Raw genomic sequence first — 18,322 nt, 5'->3', positions numbered from 1 at the left:
TGCGAAACCCCGGCCCTAAAAAGCCGGGGTTTTTGCTTTTTTCTTTCACTATAAGTGAGAGCGTTGTGGTTTGACGCCGAATAAAGTGCTTGACACGGTTCGGATGTTACTCCATAATCATCAGTTCTCTACGGAGGGGTGCCCGAGTGGCTAAAGGGGGCAGACTGTAAATCTGTTGGCTTACGCCTACGTTGGTTCGAATCCAACCTCCTCCACCAGAATTCAGTTGAAGCAGTAAGTGTCGGGAATCGGCAGTAGTCGGAAACACTGTGCGGGTGTAGCTCAATGGTAGAGCAGAAGCCTTCCAAGCTTACGACGAGGGTTCGATTCCCTTCACCCGCTCCAGCGAAGTAAAGTTTTGCCCATGTGGCTCAGTGGTAGAGCACTCCCTTGGTAAGGGAGAGGTCGGCAGTTCGATCCTGCCCATGGGCACCAGCCGGTTTTAGCAGGCCTCTAAGGGCCTCGCATCAAGCAGGCAGTGCAGCTAAGTGATTGTTTGCGCGCCCCGCGCAACGTACGGAAAATCCTCTTAGGAGTCGAAAATGGCCAAGGGTAAGTTTGAGCGGACCAAGCCGCACGTGAACGTGGGCACGATCGGTCACGTTGACCACGGCAAGACCACGCTGACGGCAGCGATCACGACGGTTCTGACGCAGAAGTTCGGCGGCGAAGCGAAGGCATACGACCAGATCGATGCAGCGCCGGAAGAAAAGGCACGTGGTATTACCATCAACACCGCACACGTCGAGTACGAAACGGCTAACCGCCACTACGCACACGTCGACTGCCCGGGCCACGCTGACTATGTGAAGAACATGATCACGGGCGCGGCACAGATGGACGGCGCGATCCTGGTTTGCTCGGCAGCTGACGGCCCGATGCCGCAGACGCGTGAGCACATCCTGCTGGCACGTCAGGTTGGTGTTCCGTACATCATCGTCTTCCTGAACAAGTGCGACATGGTCGACGACGCCGAGCTGCTCGAGCTGGTCGAAATGGAAGTGCGCGAGCTTCTTTCGAAGTACGACTTCCCGGGCGACGACACCCCGATCGTCAAGGGTTCGGCCAAGCTGGCGCTGGAAGGCGACAAGGGCGAACTGGGCGAAGTGGCGATCATGAGCCTGGCAGACGCACTCGACACGTACATCCCGACGCCGGAGCGCGCAGTTGACGGCGCCTTCCTGATGCCGGTTGAAGACGTGTTCTCGATCTCGGGTCGCGGCACGGTGGTGACGGGTCGCGTTGAGCGCGGCATCGTCAAGGTCGGCGAAGAAATCGAAATCGTCGGTATCAAGCCGACGGTGAAGACGACCTGCACGGGCGTGGAAATGTTCCGCAAGCTGCTCGACCAGGGTCAGGCAGGCGACAACGTTGGTATCCTGCTGCGCGGCACGAAGCGTGAAGACGTCGAGCGTGGCCAGGTTCTGGCCAAGCCGGGTTCGATCCAGCCGCACACGCACTTCACGGCTGAAGTGTACGTGCTGAGCAAGGACGAAGGCGGCCGTCACACGCCGTTCTTCAACAACTACCGTCCGCAGTTCTACTTCCGTACGACGGACGTGACGGGCTCGATCGAGCTGCCGAAGGACAAGGAAATGGTCATGCCGGGCGACAACGTGTCGATCACGGTGAAGCTGATCGCTCCGATCGCGATGGAAGAAGGTCTGCGCTTCGCAATCCGCGAAGGTGGCCGTACCGTCGGCGCTGGTGTGGTTGCTAAGATCATCGAGTAAGTTTTTGCCAGTCTCGTTGATCGACTGAGTGGTTTCGGGGTGGTGTCACCATCACCCCAAAATGGTTTAGGGGTATAGCTCAACTGGCAGAGCGTCGGTCTCCAAAACCGAAGGTTGGGGGTTCGATTCCCTCTGCCCCTGCCAACTTCCCGCGCCTCTGGCGCGTTGTTCTTTAAGGTGTTATGGCGAATCCTTCCGTCGAAACTGTTAATACTTCCAGCGACAAGCTGATGCTTGTGGTGGGCGTATTGTTGGTTGTGGCCGGGTTCGTAGGGTTCTACTGGCTCGGTAGCCAGGAGTGGTATGTCCGCGGTGCAGCACTTGTAGTTGGTGTGGTCGCGGGGGTGGTAGTCGGTCTTCTTTCGGCGCCCGGCAAGAGCTTCATCGCGTTTGCCAAAGACTCGTACAAGGAAGTTCGCAAGGTCGTCTGGCCGACTCGCAAGGAAGCCACGCAAACGACTCTAGTGGTCTTCGGTTTTGTGCTGGTAATGGCCGTAGTTCTGTGGGTTTGCGATAAATCCATCGAATGGGTGATTTTCTCGGCGATTCTGGGTTGGAAATGATATGAGCGATACACCGGCATCCCCGAGCGGAAAACGTTGGTATGTGGTGCACGCCTACTCCGGCATGGAGAAGAGCGTGCAACGTGCGCTTCAGGAGCGCATCGATCGTGCCGGCATGCAGGATAAGTTTGGCCAGATCCTCGTTCCGACTGAAGAAGTGGTCGAGGTGAAGGGTGGTCACAAGTCAGTGACCGAACGTCGTTTCTTCCCGGGCTACGTCCTGGTTGAGATGGAAATGACGGACGAAACGTGGCACCTCGTGAAGAACACGGCAAAGGTGACCGGTTTCGTCGGCGGGGCGCGCAATCGCCCGAGCCCGATTTCGCCGCGCGAAGTCGAAAAGATCATGTCGCAGATGCAGGAAGGCGTTGAGAAGCCGCGCCCCAAGACCCTGTTCGAAGTCGGCGAGATGGTCCGCGTGAAGGAAGGTCCGTTCACGGACTTCAACGGCAGCGTCGAAGAAGTCAACTACGAAAAATCGCGCGTCCGGGTCTCCGTCACCATTTTTGGTCGCGCCACACCGGTCGAACTCGAATTCGGCCAGGTCGAAAAGCTGTAAATCGAATACGACGGATCGCACTTTCGGGTGCGGTCCGTTTTTCCGCGCTTACGGTCCGCGTCATGGCCGTAGAGGAGCGCCAGTAGCACGATTGGCTGTAAATGTCGCCAAAGCGATTGGCACAGCGAAGAGTCTGCGAAAGCGCGCTACCACTCACCTGAACGCTCACGCGTTCCATTGAGGTTTTCAACATGGCAAAGAAAATCATCGGCTTTATCAAGCTGCAGATTCCTGCAGGTAAAGCCAACCCGTCGCCGCCGGTCGGTCCGGCACTGGGCCAGCGCGGCCTGAACATCATGGAGTTCTGCAAGGCGTTCAACGCGCAGACCCAGGCTCTGGAACCGGGTCTGCCGATTCCGGTCGTCATCACCGCGTTCGCTGACAAGAGCTTCACGTTCGTCCTGAAGACGCCGCCGGCTACCGTTTTGATCAAGAAGGCAGCGAAGGTCGACAAGGGTTCGGCAAAGCCGCACACGGACAAGGTCGCTACGATCACCCGCGCGCAAGCTGAAGAAATCGCCAAGACCAAGATGCCGGACCTCACGGCAGCCGATATGGATGCAGCGGTTCGTACGATCGCTGGTAGCGCCCGTTCGATGGGCATCGTCGTGGAGGGCGTGTAAATGGCTAAGGTTTCGAAGCGTCAACAGGCACTGGCTGCCAAGATTGACCGTCAGAAGCAGTACCCGATCGCTGACGCTCTGTCGCTCGTGAAGGAATGCGCTACGGCGAAGTTCAACGAGTCGATCGACGTTGCAGTCCAGCTCGGCATCGATGCAAAGAAGTCGGACCAGGTCGTTCGTGGTTCGGTCGTTCTGCCGGCAGGTACGGGTAAGTCGGTTCGCGTTGCTGTGTTCGCACAGGGCGAAAAGGCTGAACAGGCTAAGGCAGCTGGCGCGGAAATCGTCGGCATGGAAGACCTGGCTGAACAGATCAAGGGCGGCAACCTGAACTTCGACATCGTGATCGCTTCGCCGGACACGATGCGCGTTGTCGGTACGCTCGGTCAGATCCTCGGCCCGCGCGGCCTGATGCCGAACCCGAAGGTCGGTACGGTTACGCCGGACGTCGCCACCGCGGTCAAGAACGCGAAGGCTGGTCAGGTGCAATTCCGTGTCGACAAGGCCGGTATCATTCACGCGACCATCGGCCGTGCTTCGTTCGAAGCAGCTGCGCTGCGCAGCAACCTGGACGCGCTCCTCGAAGCGCTGACCAAGGCCAAGCCGGCAACGAGCAAGGGCGTGTACCTGCGCAAGATCGCTGTTTCGAGCACGATGGGCGTTGGCGTTCGCGTCGACCAGTCGTCGCTGGCAGCCTGATTGTTGCAGTAAGCGTCGCGAAAAGTTTTGCCGCGCTGAAGTTCGAAAGGGCAGCAGTGCGGATTTAAAGGGCTTTGGGCGGTTGTGCGGTGGCAAGTACCGCATCGCGCAACCGGTTGTCAAAGACCGTTGGTGGAAGTGCAGCAGTTGGGTGCTTCCTTAATGCAAAGCCAACGCAGATGGCGAACCCGAAAAGGTTTTGAAGTGTTGATGTGAGCAAAGCAGGCGGCAACGTCTGACGATGCAAACTGATTTACTCCGGACTGGTCGGTCGCCGTTGTTGAACGCGGCATCTGGCGCAATCGCGTTGGGTGTCGAATCTGGAGGTTAACCGTGCCACTGAACAAAGAAGGTAAGCAGGCCGTCGTGGCTGAAGTCTCCGCGCAAGTCGCGAAGGCTCAGACCATGGTGCTGGCCGAGTATCGTGGAATCGCGGTTGGCGATCTGACCAAGCTGCGCGCGAAAGCGCGTGAGCAGCAGGTGTACCTCCGCGTGTTGAAGAACACGCTGGCGCGTCGCGCCGTTGAAGGTACCCCGTTTGCTCCGCTGGCAGAGCAGATGACTGGCCCCCTGATCTACGGCATCTCGGAAGATGCAATTGCTGCAGCGAAGGTCGTGAACGACTTCGCAAAGAGCAATGACAAGTTGGTCATCAAGGCTGGTTCCTACGAAGGCAACGTGATGGACAAGGCGGGCGTGCAAGCGCTGGCCAGCATCCCGAGCCGCGAAGAACTGCTCTCGAAGCTGCTGTTCGTTATGCAAGCTCCTGTCTCCGGCTTCGCGCGTGCACTCGCCGCGCTGGCAGAGAAGAAGCAAGCAGAAGAAGCTGCCTGATTTCAGGCAGTCGAACAAGCAAGAGCGAGCGAATATCGCTAGCTGTTTCCGAATTCAAATCTGGAGTAATTTCAAATGGCAATCGCAAAAGAAGACATCCTCGAAGCCGTTGGCGCGATGTCGGTTCTCGAACTGAACGAACTGGTCAAGGCATTCGAAGAGAAGTTTGGCGTGTCGGCAGCTGCTGTGGCAGTCGCAGGCCCGGCAGGCGGCGGCGCAGCTGCTGCTGCTGAAGAGCAGACCGAATTCACGGTCAACCTGCTCGAAGCAGGCGCAAACAAGGTTTCGGTCATTAAGGCTGTTCGCGAACTGACGGGTCTCGGCCTGAAGGAAGCGAAGGACCTGGTTGACGGTGCACCGAAGCCTGTTAAGGAAGCTGTGCCCAAGGCTGCTGCTGAAGAAGCCAAGAAGAAGCTGGAAGAAGCCGGCGCGAAGGCTGAAATCAAGTAAGTTTCAGCGCGCTGTGCGAAGGCTGGCGGTTTTTACACCGCCGGCCTTTTTGTGCTTTGTGGGTTCTGCGTTTTTAGTGTTCGATTTTTCGGCAGTTTTTCGAAATCGGAGGCGGGATGCGGGACCCAGAAGCCAAAGAAAAACGTCTTGTGCAAGGTGGGTTTTTGAACGCCGTCTGTGCGCACGACGCTTCTCTTTGTCTTCTGAAGCGACTGCAGAAGGCAAGTTTGGTCGGGCAGCGGGCAAGTTATGACAAGCCGGTATCCGCTGCCGTCAGCCAGCGGTTGGTAGAGGCCAACCACCAAGCTTCCAGGGCTCGCGCAGCCATCGGGTCTCAGTCGGTGAACACTCGGGTCGTCCTACCCGCCGTGATTCGGAGATCGTATGCAATATTCCTTCACCGAGAAGAAGCGTATTCGCAAGAGTTTCGCGAAACGCCCCATCGTTCACCAAGTTCCTTTCCTGCTGGCAACCCAGCTTGAATCATTCAGTACGTTCCTGCAAGCAGAAACGGCGAGCGCCCAGCGCAAGTCGGAAGGTCTGCAAGCAGCGTTCACGTCTGTTTTTCCTATTGTTTCCCATAACGGCTTTGCTCGTCTAGAGTTCGTCAGCTACATGCTGTCGTCGCCGGCATTCAACATCAAGGAATGCCAGCAACGCGGTCTGACGTACTGCTCGGCGCTGCGTGCCAAGGTGCGCCTTGTGCTGCTCGACAAGGAATCGCCGAGCAAGCCGGTCGTGAAGGAAGTGAAGGAACAGGAAGTGTACATGGGCGAAATTCCGCTCATGACGCCTACTGGCTCCTTCGTCATCAACGGCACGGAACGTGTCATCGTCTCGCAGCTGCACCGCTCGCCGGGCGTGTTCTTCGAACACGACAAGGGCAAGACGCACAGCTCGGGCAAACTGCTGTTCTCGGCACGTATCATTCCTTACCGCGGTTCGTGGCTCGATTTCGAGTTCGACCCGAAGGACGTTCTGTACTTCCGCGTCGACCGCCGTCGCAAGATGCCGGTCACGATCCTGCTGAAGGCTATCGGCCTGACGCCGGAACAGATCCTCGCTAACTTCTTCGTGTTCGACAACTTCACGCTGATGCCGGAAGGCGCGCAGATGGAGTTCGTGCCGGAGCGTCTGCGAGGCGAAGTCGCGCGTTTCGATATCACCGATCGTGATGGCAAGGTCATTGTCCAGAAGGACAAGCGTATCAACGCCAAGCACATCCGCGACCTCGAAAGCGCGAAGACCACCTTCATTTCGGTCCCCGAAGATTATCTGCTCGGCCGCGTTCTCGCGAAGAACGTCGTCGACGGCGATACGGGCGAAGTCATCGCTAACGCGAACGACGAAGTGACCGAAGGCGTGCTCGACAAGCTGCGCGAAGCGAAGATCAAGGACATCCAGACGCTCTACACGAACGATCTGGATCAAGGCCCTTACATCTCGTCGACGCTGCGTATCGACGAAACCGCCGACAAGATGGCCGCTCGCATCGCGATCTACCGCATGATGCGTCCGGGCGAACCGCCGACCGAAGAAGCGGTCGAGGCGCTGTTCAACCGTCTGTTCTACAGCGAAGAAGCGTACGACCTCTCGAAGGTGGGTCGTATGAAGTTCAACCGCCGCGTGGGCCGTGACGAAATCGTCGGCCCGATGACGCTGCAGGACGACGACATCCTCGCGACGATCAAGATCCTGGTCGAGCTGCGTAACGGCAAGGGCGAAGTGGACGACATCGACCACTTGGGCAATCGTCGTGTGCGTTGCGTCGGCGAACTGGCGGAAAACCAGTTCCGCGCAGGTCTTGTGCGTGTCGAACGCGCAGTCAAGGAACGCCTCGGCCAGGCCGAAAGCGAAAACCTGATGCCGCACGATCTGATCAACTCGAAGCCGATTTCGTCGGCGATTCGCGAGTTCTTCGGTTCGTCGCAGCTGTCGCAGTTCATGGACCAGACCAACCCGCTGTCGGAAATCACCCACAAGCGCCGTGTTTCGGCACTTGGCCCGGGCGGTCTGACGCGCGAGCGCGCTGGCTTTGAAGTCCGCGACGTGCACCCGACCCACTACGGCCGCGTGTGCCCGATTGAAACGCCGGAAGGTCCGAACATTGGTCTGATCAACTCGCTCGCACTGTACGCGCACCTGAACGAATACGGCTTCCTCGAAACGCCGTATCGCAAGGTTGTGGACAGCAAGGTGACCGACCAGATCGATTACCTGTCGGCGATCGAAGAAGGCCGTTACGTGATCGCTCAGGCGAACGCGATGGTGGCTGAAGACGGCACGCTGACCGACGAACTCGTTTCGTCGCGTGAAGCGGGCGAAACGCTGATGGTCACGCCGGACCGCATCCAGTACATGGACGTGGCGCCGTCGCAGATCGTCTCGGTGGCAGCATCGCTGATTCCGTTCCTCGAGCACGACGACGCGAACCGTGCACTGATGGGTTCGAACATGCAGCGTCAGGCCGTGCCTTGCCTGCGTCCGGAAAAGCCGGTCGTCGGTACGGGTATCGAGCGCACCGTTGCGGTCGACTCGGGTACGACGGTTCAGGCGCTGCGTGGCGGCGTGGTCGACTACGTCGACGCAGGCCGTATCGTGATTCGTGTGAACGACGACGAAGCGGTGGCAGGTGAGGTTGGCGTTGATATCTACAACCTGATCAAGTACACGCGTTCGAACCAGAACACGAACATCAATCAGCGTCCGATCGTGAAGATGGGCGACAAGGTCTCGCGCGGCGACGTGCTGGCCGACGGCGCATCGACCGACCTGGGCGAGCTCGCGCTCGGCCAGAACATGCTGATCGCGTTCATGCCGTGGAACGGCTACAACTTCGAAGATTCGATCCTGATCTCGGAGAAGGTGGTTGCCGACGACCGTTACACGTCGATCCACATCGAAGAACTGAATGTCGTTGCTCGCGACACGAAGCTCGGACCGGAAGAAATCACGCGCGACATTTCGAACCTCGCAGAAGTGCAGCTTGGCCGACTCGATGAGTCGGGCATTGTGTACATCGGCGCGGAAGTCGAAGCGGGCGACGTGCTGGTGGGCAAGGTCACGCCGAAGGGCGAAACCCAGCTCACGCCGGAAGAAAAGCTGCTGCGCGCGATCTTCGGCGAGAAGGCTTCGGACGTGAAGGACACGTCGCTGCGCGTGCCGTCGGGCATGAGCGGCACGGTCATCGACGTGCAGGTGTTCACGCGTGAAGGCATCACCCGCGACAAGCGTGCTCAACAGATCATCGACGATGAACTGAAGCGCTATCGCCTCGACCTGAACGACCAGCTGCGTATCGTGGAAGGCGACGCGTTCCAGCGTCTGGCACGTATGCTCGACGGCAAGGTCGCGAACGGTGGTCCGAAGAAGCTCGCGAAGGGTACGAAGATCGACCAGGCTTACCTGAGCGACCTCGACCACTACCACTGGTTCGACATCCGCCTCGCGGACGAAGAAGCAGCGGCGCAGCTCGAAGCCATCAAGAACTCGATCGAAGAAAAGCGTCACCAGTTCGATCTGGCGTTCGAAGAGAAGCGCAAGAAGCTCACGCAAGGCGACGAACTGCCGCCGGGCGTGCTGAAGATGGTCAAGGTGTACCTGGCAGTGAAGCGCCGTCTGCAGCCTGGCGACAAGATGGCAGGCCGTCACGGTAACAAGGGTGTCGTGTCGAAGATCGTGCCGATCGAAGACATGCCGTACATGGCCGATGGCCGTCCGGCCGACGTCGTGCTGAACCCGCTGGGCGTTCCGTCACGGATGAACGTGGGTCAGGTTCTCGAAGTGCACCTGGGCTGGGCCGCTAAGGGTCTGGGCTGGCGTATTGGCGAGATGCTTGCGCGTCAGACGAAGATTGCAGAACTGCGTGAGTTCCTCACGAAGATCTACAACGAGTCGGGCCACAAGGAAGACCTCGACAGCTTCAGCGACGACGACATCTTCGAACTGGCGAAGAACCTGCGCGAAGGCGTGCCGTTCGCAACGCCGGTGTTCGACGGTGCGACGGAAGAGGAAATGGGCAAGATGCTCGATCTGGCATTCCCGGACGACATCGCACAGAACCTCGGCATGACGCCGTCGAAGAACCAGGTCCGTCTGTACGACGGCCGCACGGGCGAAATGTTCGAACGTACGGTGACCGTGGGCTACATGCACTACCTGAAGCTGCACCACCTTGTCGACGACAAGATGCACGCGCGTTCGACGGGTCCGTACTCGCTCGTCACGCAGCAGCCGCTGGGTGGTAAGGCGCAGTTCGGTGGCCAGCGCTTCGGTGAAATGGAAGTGTGGGCGCTCGAAGCGTATGGCGCTTCGTACGTGCTGCAGGAAATGTTGACGGTGAAGTCCGATGACGTGACGGGCCGGACGAAGGTGTATGAGAACCTCGTCAAGGGCGACCACGTGATCGATGCGGGCATGCCGGAATCCTTCAATGTGCTGGTGAAGGAAATTCGTTCGCTCGGTATCGACATCGACCTCGACCGCAACTAATCGGACTACGGAGAGAAGGCAATGAAAGCTCTGCTCGATCTATTCAAGCAAGTCCAACAAGAAGAAGTTTTTGACGCGATCAAGATCGGTCTGGCCTCGCCGGACAAGATCCGCTCGTGGTCGTTCGGCGAAGTGAAGAAGCCGGAGACCATCAACTACCGTACGTTCAAGCCCGAACGCGATGGCCTGTTCTGCGCAAAGATTTTTGGTCCGATCAAGGACTACGAATGCCTTTGCGGCAAGTACAAGCGCCTGAAGCATCGTGGCGTGATCTGCGAGAAGTGCGGCGTCGAAGTCACGCTGGCGAAGGTGCGTCGCGAACGCATGGGCCACATCGAACTGGCCTCGCCGGTCGCGCACATCTGGTTCCTGAAGTCGCTGCCGTCGCGTCTGGGCATGGTGCTCGACATGACGCTGCGCGACATCGAACGCGTGCTGTACTTCGAAGCATATGTGGTGATCGAACCGGGCATGACGCCGCTGAAGGCGCGTCAGATCATGACCGAAGAGGATTACTACAATAAGGTCGAAGAGTACGGTGACGAATTCCGCGCTGAAATGGGCGCGGAAGGCGTGCGCGAGCTGCTGCGTGCGATCAACATCGACGAACAGGTCGAAACGCTGCGCACCGAGCTGAAGAACACCGGCTCGGAAGCGAAGATCAAGAAGTACGCCAAGCGCCTGAAGGTGCTCGAGGCTTTCCAGCGTTCGGGCATCAAGCCCGAATGGATGGTGCTCGAAGTGCTGCCGGTGCTGCCGCCCGAACTGCGTCCGCTGGTGCCGCTGGACGGTGGCCGCTTCGCGACCTCGGACCTGAACGACCTGTATCGCCGCGTCATCAACCGTAACAACCGTCTGAAGCGTCTGCTCGAGCTGAAGGCGCCGGAGATCATCGTCCGCAACGAAAAGCGGATGCTCCAGGAAGCGGTTGACTCGCTGCTCGATAACGGCCGTCGCGGTAAGGCGATGACGGGCGCCAACAAGCGTCCGCTGAAGTCGCTCGCCGACATGATCAAGGGTAAGGGCGGTCGTTTCCGTCAGAACCTGCTGGGTAAGCGCGTGGACTACTCGGGCCGTTCGGTCATCGTGGTGGGCCCGACGCTCAAGCTGCATCAGTGCGGTCTGCCCAAGCTGATGGCGCTCGAACTGTTCAAGCCGTTCATCTTCAACAAGCTGGAAACGATGGGCGTCGCGACGACCATCAAGGCTGCGAAGAAGGAAGTCGAGAACCAGACGCCGGTGGTGTGGGACATCCTCGAAGAGGTGATCCGCGAACATCCGGTCATGCTGAACCGTGCACCGACGCTTCACCGTCTTGGCATTCAGGCTTTCGAGCCGGTGCTGATCGAAGGTAAGGCTATCCAGCTGCACCCGCTCGTTTGCGCGGCGTTCAACGCCGACTTCGACGGTGACCAGATGGCTGTTCACGTTCCGCTGTCGCTCGAAGCGCAGATGGAAGCGCGCACGCTGATGCTGGCGTCGAACAACGTCCTGTTCCCGGCCAACGGCGATCCGTCGATCGTGCCGTCGCAGGATATCGTGCTGGGCCTGTACTACGCCACGCGTGAAGCGATCAATGGCAAGGGCGAAGGCATGACGTTCACGGGCGTGTCGGAAGTGCTGCGCGCCTACGAGAACAAGGAAGTCGAACTGGCTTCGCGTGTGAACGTGCGTATTACCGAAATGGTCCACAACGAGGACAAATCGGAAGGCGCACCGGCATTCGTGCCGAAGATCACGCTGTACGCGACGACCGTCGGCCGTTCGATCCTGTCGGAAATTCTGCCGCCGGGTCTGCCGTTCTCGGTGCTGAACAAGCCGCTGAAGAAGAAGGAAATTTCGCGCCTGATCAACACGGCATTCCGCAAGTGCGGTCTGCGCGAAACGGTGATCTTCGCTGACCAGTTGATGCAGTCGGGTTTCCGCCTGGCAACGCGCGCCGGTATTTCGATCTGCGTGGACGACATGCTCGTGCCGCCGCAGAAGGAAACCATCGTCGGCGATGCCGCGAAGAAGGTGAAGGAATACGACCGTCAGTACATGTCGGGTCTCGTCACCGCGCAGGAACGCTACAACAACGTGGTCGACATCTGGTCGAACACGTCGGAAGCGGTCGGCAAGGCGATGATGGAGCAGCTCGCGACGGAACCGGTTATCGACCGTGACGGCAACGAAACGCGTCAGGAATCGTTCAACTCGATCTACATGATGGCCGACTCGGGCGCGCGGGGTTCCGCAACCCAGATTCGCCAGCTGGCGGGTATGCGCGGCCTGATGGCGAAGCCGGACGGCTCGATTATCGAAACGCCGATTACCGCGAACTTCCGTGAAGGTCTGAACGTGTTGCAGTACTTCATCTCGACCCACGGTGCACGTAAGGGTCTGGCTGATACGGCACTGAAGACCGCGAACTCGGGTTACCTGACGCGTCGTCTCGTCGACGTGACGCAGGATCTCGTGGTCGTCGAAGAAGATTGCGGCACGTCGAACGGCGTGGCGATGAAGGCACTCGTGGAAGGCGGTGAAGTCGTCGAAGCGCTGCGCGACCGTATTCTCGGCCGTGTGGCAGTGGCAGACGTCGTCAATCCGGAAACGCAGGAAACGATCTACGCTTCGGGCGACCTGCTCGACGAAGACGCGGTCGAAGAAATCGAACGCCTGGGTATCGACGAAGTGCGCGTGCGCACGCCGCTGACCTGCGAAACGCGTTACGGCCTGTGCGCATCGTGCTATGGCCGCGACCTGGGTCGTGGTTCGCGCGTGAACGTCGGCGAAGCTGTCGGCGTGATCGCAGCACAGTCGATCGGTGAACCGGGCACGCAGCTGACGATGCGTACGTTCCACATCGGTGGTGCGGCATCGCGTGCAGCAGTGGCTTCGTCGGTTGAAGCCAAGTCGAACGGTACGGTCCGCTTCACGGCGACGATGCGTTACGTCACGAATGCGAAGGGCGAGCAGATCGTCATTTCGCGTTCGGGCGAAGCCATCATTGCCGACGATCATGGCCGCGAGCGCGAGCGTCACAAGGTGCCTTACGGCGCGACGCTGCTGCAACTCGACGGCGACGTGATCAAGGCGGGTACGCAGCTCGCAACGTGGGATCCGCTGACGCGCCCGATCATCACCGAGTACGGTGGTACGGTGAAGTTCGAAAACGTCGAAGAAGGCGTGACGGTTGCCAAGCAGATCGACGATGTGACGGGTCTCTCGACGCTGGTCGTGATCGACGTGAAGCGCCGTGGTTCGCAGGCTTCGAAGAGCGTGCGTCCGCAGGTCAAGCTGCTCGACGCGAACGGCGACGAAGTCAAGATCCCGAACACCGAGCATTCGGTGCAGATCGGCTTCCAGGTCGGCGCTCTGATCACGGTGAAGGACGGTCAGCAAGTGCAGGTCGGTGAAGTGCTCGCACGTATCCCGACTGAAGCGCAGAAGACGCGTGACATTACCGGTGGTCTGCCGCGTGTGGCGGAACTGTTCGAAGCACGTTCGCCGAAGGACGCAGGTATCCTGGCGGAAGTCACGGGTACGACGTCGTTCGGTAAGGACACGAAGGGCAAGCAGCGTCTCGTTATCACGGACCTCGAAGGCAATCAGCACGAGTTCCTGATCGCGAAGGAAAAGCAGGTTCTGGTTCACGATGCACAGGTCGTCAACAAGGGCGAAATGATCGTGGACGGCCCGGCCGATCCGCACGACATCCTGCGTCTGCAGGGTATCGAAGCGCTGTCGCGTTACATCGTTGACGAAGTGCAGGACGTGTACCGTCTGCAGGGCGTGAAGATTAACGACAAGCACATCGAAGTGATCGTGCGTCAGATGCTGCGCCGCGTTCAGATTACCGACAACGGCGATACGCGTTTCATTCCTGGCGAACAAGTCGAGCGTTCGGACATGCTCGACGAAAACGACAAGATGATCGCGGAAGACAAGCGTCCGGCGACGTACGAGAACGTGCTGCTCGGTATTACGAAGGCATCGCTCTCGACCGACTCGTTCATCTCGGCGGCATCGTTCCAGGAAACGACCCGCGTGCTGACCGAAGCGGCGATCATGGGCAAGCGCGACGATCTGCGTGGCCTGAAGGAAAACGTCATCGTCGGCCGTCTGATTCCGGCTGGTACGGGTCTCGCCTTCCACAAGGCGCGCCGTGCGAAGGAATCGTCGGATCGCGAGCGTTTCGACCAGATCGCAGCGGAAGAAGCGTTCGAATTCGGTACGCCGGAAGCCCCGGCCGCCGAAGAGCCGCAAGTGCAGCCGCAGCAACATACGACGGACGAGTAAAGCGAAACGTTACGGCTGGCGGTGCAAACCGCCTGCTGTAGCGCTCGCAGCGCAAGTACGTCACCAAGCCGTCTGGTTCACGCCAGACGGCTTTTTTATTGGCGCAATCGTTTAGGTGTTCTGTATAACGTCGTCGCGTGTGTGCGGCGTCGCGCCGCAGTGCTGGCAGGGTCGCTGCGCGCGGCGGCGCCACGTGCTAACGTAGCGCGCCACGTCCGAACTTGCGCGTTGTTTCGTACTACCGGACAGGCGGCATCTATCTGAATCTGGAGGCGGTAATCATGTGGTTCGTCGGGATCGGTCTCATCCTGAATCTGGTGGCGTGCATCGCCAACTTTTCGCATCTGCTGCATTTCGTCGGCAAGGAACAGGCCGCGAACTTCTTCGCCACGTTCCTCGTTTTGTGGGCATTCCTGATCATCGGCTTCATCATGCAGCTCGCACGCAAGGCGAAGATGGGCGCGTTGCTGCTGATCGTCGGCTCGCTCGTGTTCATGGTGGGCAGTGCCATGATGTTGCCGCTCGGTTTGCTGGTGGCGGTGTCGTTCGTCGCGGGGATCGTCACGATCATCGGCGCGCTGCAGGTCATGCGCCGGCGCGAGGCTTGAACGCGCGGCGCAATGGCGCCGGCTGATTCGAGCGTGTTTTGACTGAAGGGCGTGCATGTTTCGTGCACGCCTTTTTGCATTTCTGCAGCCGTTTTCTGCCGTTCAACCCTGGCCGGATGGCCAATCTTCGTGACCGCGGCGGTTAAGGCGCGTGAGGGTTGGTAAAATCCGGTCCACCGCCTTCGCTCCATTCAGTCGCCGCCTTCATGTCCCGTTCCCTCGAAATCCTTAACGAAGTCTTTGGTTATCCCGCTTTTCGAGGGCAGCAAGGCGAGATTGTCGAACACGTCGCGGGCGGGGGCGATTCGCTGGTGCTCATGCCCACCGGCGGCGGCAAGTCGCTCTGCTACCAGATTCCGGCGCTCGTGCGCCATGAGGCCGGGCAGGGCGCGGGCATCGTCGTCTCGCCGCTGATCGCGCTGATGCAGGACCAGGTGGCGGCGCTCACCGAAGTCGGCGTGCGCGCGGCGTATCTCAATTCGACGCTCAGCGGCGCCGAAGCGGCGGCCACCGAGCGCGCGCTGCGCGAAGGCGATCTCGACTTGCTCTACGTGGCGCCGGAACGTCTGATGACGTCGCGCTTTCTCGATCTGCTCGAACGCACCCGCATCGGCCTGTTCGCGATCGACGAGGCGCATTGCGTGTCGCAATGGGGGCACGATTTCCGCCCCGAGTACATCCAGCTCTCGGTGCTGCACGAGCGTTTCCCGAACGTGCCGCGCATCGCGCTCACGGCCACCGCCGACGCCATCACGCGCGACGAGATCGTGCATCGTCTCGCCCTCGACGACGCGCGCATCTTCGTTTCCAGCTTCGATCGGCCGAACATCCGCTATCGCATCGTCGAAAAAGACAACGCGCGCACCCAGTTGCTCGACTTTATTCGCGCGGAGCACACGCGCGCGGACGGCACGACCGACGCCGGCGTGATCTATTGCCTGTCGCGCCGCAAGGTCGAGGAAACCGCCGAGTGGCTAAAGGGCCAGGGCATCCGTTCGCTGCCGTATCACGCCGGCATGGAATTCGAGGTGCGCCAGAAGCACCAGGAGCTGTTCCAGCGCGAGGAGGGCGTGGTGATGTGCGCGACCATCGCGTTCGGCATGGGTATCGATAAACCCGATGTGCGCTTTGTCGCTCACCTGGATCTGCCCAAGAGCGTGGAAGGCTACTACCAGGAAACCGGCCGCGCGGGCCGCGACGGGCTGGCGGCCAATGCGTGGATGGCCTACGGCCTCGGCGACGTAGTACAGCAGCGCAAGATGATCGACGAGTCCGACGCCGACGATCAGCACAAGCGCGTTCAGACCGGTAAGCTCGACGCGCTGCTCGGCCTGTGCGAGACGGCCACCTGTCGGCGCGTGCGTTTGCTCGCGTATTTCGGCGAAGAGAGCAAGCCGTGCGGCAACTGCGATAACTGTATCGAGCCGCCGGCGACCTGGGACGCCACGCGCGAGGCGCAGATGGCGCTGTCCTGCGTGTTCCGCGCGCAGCGTGCGAGCGGCTTCAATTTCGGCGCCGGCCATCTGATCGACATTCTGCGCGGCAATCGCAGCGAGAAGATCATGCAGCGCGGGCACGAGAAGATTTCCACCTTCGGCATCGGCGCCGCGCTGTCCGAACCCGAATGGCGCGCGATCTTCCGGCAACTGGTGGCGTTCGGCTATCTCACCGTCGATCACGACGGCTACGGCGCCCTCGTGCTCACCGAAGCCAGCAAGGCGGTGCTCAAGGGCGAGCAGAACGTCACGATGCGCCGCTATGTGAAACCTACGCGCACGCGTGCGTCGTCGAGCCGCACCAGCGAGCGCGCCGATCCGACCCTGGGCATGAGCCCGCGCCAGCGTTCGCGTTGGGAGCGCCTGCGGCTGTGGCGCACGGAAACCGCGAAGAGCGAGGGCGTGCCGGCCTACGTCATCTTCCATGACGCCACGCTGGCGGAGATTGCGCGTAACGGTCCCGAATCGGTGGACGAGCTGCGTGACATCCCGGGCATCGGCGCGCGCAAGCTCGAGCGTTTCGGCGAGGAGCTGGTCGAAGTCGTCGGCGACGATTGAGCGCGGGGTTGCGCGCCGTCCCATCGGCTCCACGTGCCGTATCGCCGCTATTTGGCGTGTCGATTAACGGTGAGCGGTGGTTTTAATGCGGCCGCACCGTCGCGCTTCTGTCATATTCTCTGTCGTCCGAAATACCTCAAGTCGTTGACTTGCTTGGTATTTTCGGAATATCATGCTGGGTTCCGGTTCTTGGGATGTCTGCGCTCGTCGACAGTTTCGCCAATCCGTTGGCGAATCGTGGTGGATCTGACGCAGATGTCGATGCTGTATTCCAGACCCGGAGTTCTCGTAAGAGTTTAGATGCGTGGTTTTCCGCTTTGCCCGGAAATAAATGCGTCGATTTTGTTCAATTTCAGGAATAAACAATGCCAACCATCAATCAACTGGTTCGCAAAGGCCGCACTTCGGAAGTCACGAAGAGCAAGTCGCCGGCCCTGCAGGACTGCCCTCAGCGTCGCGGCGTGTGCACCCGCGTGTACACGACGACGCCGAAGAAGCCGAACTCGGCACTTCGTAAAGTTGCAAAGGTTCGTCTGACGAACGGCTTCGAAGTCATTTCGTACATCGGCGGTGAAGGCCACAACCTGCAGGAACACTCGGTTGTGCTGATCCGCGGCGGCCGTGTGAAGGACTTGCCGGGTGTGCGTTACCACATGGTTCGCGGCTCGCTGGATACCCAGGGCGTCAAGGATCGTAAGCAGGCTCGTTCGAAGTACGGCGCGAAGCGCGCGAAGGCTGCGAAGTAAGAGTCGAGCGTCGTCTGCGCTTTCGGGCGTTGGCGATACAAGCGACAGGTGCCGGATTGGCCGGTGCTGTCGAGTAAGTGGTCACCCGACCAGGCTGGTAAGTCGTAATGGATGAATCGGGTTAGTTGGTGGCCGCGGAGCGTGGGTTGATCCCCGCTTCAACTGAAAAGTTAAAGGAAGAAACATGCCGCGTCGTCGCGAAGTCCCCAAGCGGGAAGTGTTGCCGGATCCGAAGTTCGGTAACGTTGATGTAGCCAAGTTCATGAACGTGCTGATGCTCTCCGGCAAGAAGTCGGTTGCCGAGCGTATCGTGTACGGCGCTTTTGAACAGATCCAGACCAAGGGTGGCAAGGACCCGCTGGAAGTGTTCACTGTCGCGCTCAACAACGTGAAGCCGGTGGTGGAAGTGAAGAGCCGCCGCGTTGGTGGTGCGAACTATCAGGTTCCGGTCGAAGTGCGCCCCTCGCGTCGTATGGCATTGGCGATGCGTTGGCTGCGTGAAGCCGCGAAGAAGCGCAGCGAGAAGTCGATGGCCCTGCGTCTGGCAGGTGAACTCTCCGAAGCGGCCGAAGGCCGTGGCGGCGCGATGAAGAAGCGCGACGAAGTTCACCGGATGGCAGAAGCGAACAAGGCGTTCTCGCACTTCCGCTTCTAAGAGAAAACCCCTTCTGGGGTTGGCTCGAA

13 protein-coding genes and 4 tRNA genes are annotated in these 18,322 nt (G+C 59.8%); all 17 read left to right on the top strand.

The genetic code is table 11. The features are described from left to right. Positions 1-132: 132 nt before the first annotated feature. The 17 genes from U5A67_RS32855 to rpsG all read left to right on the top strand — a co-directional run bounded on the left by U5A67_RS32855 (position 133) and on the right by rpsG (position 18,293). A tRNA-Tyr gene (locus tag U5A67_RS32855) sits at positions 133-218 on the top strand. A 53-nt stretch (positions 219-271) separates the two neighbouring features. Beyond that, positions 272-345: transfer RNA gene (locus tag U5A67_RS32850), tRNA-Gly, on the top strand. 15 nt (positions 346-360) lie between these two features. After that, positions 361-435, top strand: a tRNA-Thr gene (locus tag U5A67_RS32845). A 107-nt stretch (positions 436-542) separates the two neighbouring features. Further along, positions 543-1,733 carry an elongation factor Tu gene (gene tuf, locus U5A67_RS32840; RefSeq protein WP_205986964.1) on the top strand — a complete coding sequence of 397 codons (1,191 nt, stop codon included), beginning with the start codon at positions 543-545 and terminating at the stop codon, positions 1,731-1,733. 68 nt (positions 1,734-1,801) lie between these two features. Continuing rightward, positions 1,802-1,877 (top strand) — tRNA-Trp (locus U5A67_RS32835). Positions 1,878-1,915: 38 nt separating this feature from the next. Beyond that, positions 1,916-2,296: a preprotein translocase subunit SecE gene (gene secE / locus U5A67_RS32830; RefSeq protein ID WP_205986972.1), complete on the top strand. Its 381-nt coding sequence runs from the start codon at positions 1,916-1,918 to the stop codon at positions 2,294-2,296. A 1-nt stretch (position 2,297) separates the two neighbouring features. Then, complete coding sequence (nusG, locus tag U5A67_RS32825; protein WP_027821101.1) at positions 2,298-2,855, top strand: transcription termination/antitermination protein NusG; 558 nt, start codon at positions 2,298-2,300, stop codon at positions 2,853-2,855. 191 nt (positions 2,856-3,046) lie between these two features. Continuing rightward, a complete protein-coding gene (gene rplK / locus U5A67_RS32820; protein ID WP_074987833.1) occupies positions 3,047-3,478 on the top strand; it encodes a 50S ribosomal protein L11 in 432 nt (143 codons plus the stop codon). Next, the gene (gene rplA, locus U5A67_RS32815) at positions 3,479-4,174 is read left to right on the top strand and encodes a 50S ribosomal protein L1 (RefSeq protein WP_205986971.1); all 696 of its coding nucleotides are present in this window, start codon (positions 3,479-3,481) and stop codon (positions 4,172-4,174) included. It begins immediately after the preceding gene. Positions 4,175-4,507: 333 nt separating this feature from the next. Next, a complete protein-coding gene (rplJ, locus tag U5A67_RS32810) occupies positions 4,508-5,008 on the top strand; it encodes a 50S ribosomal protein L10 (RefSeq protein ID WP_205986970.1) in 501 nt (166 codons plus the stop codon). Positions 5,009-5,083: 75 nt separating this feature from the next. Next, positions 5,084-5,458, top strand: coding sequence for a 50S ribosomal protein L7/L12 (gene rplL / locus U5A67_RS32805; protein WP_205986969.1), 375 nt, complete (start codon positions 5,084-5,086; stop codon positions 5,456-5,458). Positions 5,459-5,842: 384 nt separating this feature from the next. After that, positions 5,843-9,949, top strand: coding sequence for a DNA-directed RNA polymerase subunit beta (gene rpoB, locus U5A67_RS32800; RefSeq protein WP_205986968.1), 4,107 nt, complete (start codon positions 5,843-5,845; stop codon positions 9,947-9,949). Positions 9,950-9,970: 21 nt separating this feature from the next. Continuing rightward, positions 9,971-14,230 carry a DNA-directed RNA polymerase subunit beta' gene (gene rpoC / locus U5A67_RS32795; protein WP_205986967.1) on the top strand — a complete coding sequence of 1,420 codons (4,260 nt, stop codon included), beginning with the start codon at positions 9,971-9,973 and terminating at the stop codon, positions 14,228-14,230. 281 nt (positions 14,231-14,511) lie between these two features. Beyond that, entirely contained in the window at positions 14,512-14,838 is a 327-nt protein-coding gene (locus U5A67_RS32790) for a hypothetical protein (RefSeq protein ID WP_205986966.1), read from the top strand. A 206-nt stretch (positions 14,839-15,044) separates the two neighbouring features. Then, entirely contained in the window at positions 15,045-16,892 is a 1,848-nt protein-coding gene (gene recQ, locus U5A67_RS32785) for a DNA helicase RecQ (RefSeq protein ID WP_321817588.1), read from the top strand. Positions 16,893-17,257: 365 nt separating this feature from the next. Beyond that, positions 17,258-17,638 (top strand): 30S ribosomal protein S12, encoded by a 381-nt coding sequence (rpsL, locus tag U5A67_RS32780; protein WP_027821136.1) that lies wholly within the window; start codon positions 17,258-17,260, stop codon positions 17,636-17,638. A gap of 184 nt (positions 17,639-17,822) precedes the next feature. Beyond that, a complete protein-coding gene (gene rpsG / locus U5A67_RS32775; protein WP_006053291.1) occupies positions 17,823-18,293 on the top strand; it encodes a 30S ribosomal protein S7 in 471 nt (156 codons plus the stop codon). Positions 18,294-18,322: the final 29 nt, after the last annotated feature.

It is taken from the genome of Paraburkholderia sp. J69-1 (assembly GCF_905220255.1).
GTDB lineage: Bacteria > Pseudomonadota > Gammaproteobacteria > Burkholderiales > Burkholderiaceae > Paraburkholderia.
This window is presented reverse-complemented; position numbering and strand designations above follow the sequence as displayed.